Source organism: Mesorhizobium sp. M7A.F.Ca.CA.004.04.2.1 (assembly GCF_004022825.1).
In the GTDB taxonomy this organism is placed as follows: Bacteria; Pseudomonadota; Alphaproteobacteria; order Rhizobiales; family Rhizobiaceae; genus Mesorhizobium.
The window spans coordinates 1-1,126 of sequence record NZ_RZPH01001417.1 but is presented as its reverse complement, the minus strand read 5'-3'; the positions used below and the strand labels follow the sequence as shown (position 1 = coordinate 1,126).

Sequence of the window (1,126 nt, the reverse complement as noted above, 5' to 3'; positions counted from 1 at the left end):
ATATCAGCGCGGGCGCGCCGAGTTCGGCAAGCCTGTCATAGCCGAGCGTTTCGATCGCGGCGATGCCTTCGAACATCGCTTTCAGATAATCGGCGTCGTCCGCCGGCCGGGGCGCAAGGCGAGGCGGCAGCGCCGGATCGGCGATCGGAAATCGTTCGCCCGTGGCGGGAAGCGGATAGTAATCGAGGCCGGTGTCGGTCTCCGGGTCGATTGTCGCGCTGAGTTCGATGATACAGGCGAGCGGAAAATGCTGAGCCAGCACCTTGCCGCCGGAATTCGACGCACCGCCCGCCAGCCAGGCGTTGCCGAGCCGGTGGCTGTAGATGCCGAAGCGCGGCGCCGCAATCGGCCGGTCGGACAGGATCTTGATGGTCAGCGAGGATCCCAGCGCAGTGACGCCGTCGCCGATCGCGGCGGCACCGGTCGCCAGGAACGAGGCGCAACCATCCGTGGTTCCGGCGACGACGGCCACATCGCGCGGTAAGCCGAACAGTTCCCCGGCTTCCGCGGTGAGGGCGCCCGTGACCTCGCCCGGTTCGACCACGCGCGGCAGCAACTCCATGCGCATTCCGGTCGCCGCGATCCATTCCGGCCAGCGGCGGGCCTCGACATCATAGCCTGTCTTCAGGGCATTGTTCTCGTCGCTGATGTCGAAGCGGCCGGAGAAGTTTCCGGCAATCCAGTCGGCCTGATGCAGCACCGCCGCAATGCCCGGCAGATGCTGGAAGCGCAGGGCCTTGGCGAGGCCGGATGTCGCTCCGTGCGCTGCACTTGCAGCCGGCGCGGTGCGGGCGATCACGGCCAGGACGTCGTCGTCATCGACCTTGTCGTTGTACATCAGCGGTTCGGCCAGCGGCCGCCCGGCGGCGTCGACCGGCAGCAGCGTGCCGGAGGTGCCGTCAACGGCGATGGCGCGGACCGCCGTGCGGTCGATGCCGGAAAGCAGCTCCGTCAGCACCGTCTTGACCGCTTGCCACCACGCCGTGGGAGCTCGCCCCTCGCTGCCAAACCTGTCGAGTGGGACGGCCGCGTGCCCGGCTATGGAAAAATCCGGGCGCATGGCGACGGCGCGCGCACCCGATGTGCCGATGTCGATGCCGATGGCAAGTGGCATCATGCCCATGCT

The 1,126-nt window shown here is 67.9% G+C and carries 1 protein-coding gene; it reads right to left on the bottom strand.

Annotated features, from left to right (window positions below; translation table 11 throughout):
* Positions 1 to 1,117: FGGY-family carbohydrate kinase (locus EN893_RS35040; RefSeq protein ID WP_164901435.1), on the bottom strand; the 1,117-nt coding region annotated here is incomplete at its 3' end.
* Between the last annotated feature and the right edge of the window lie 9 nt (positions 1,118 to 1,126).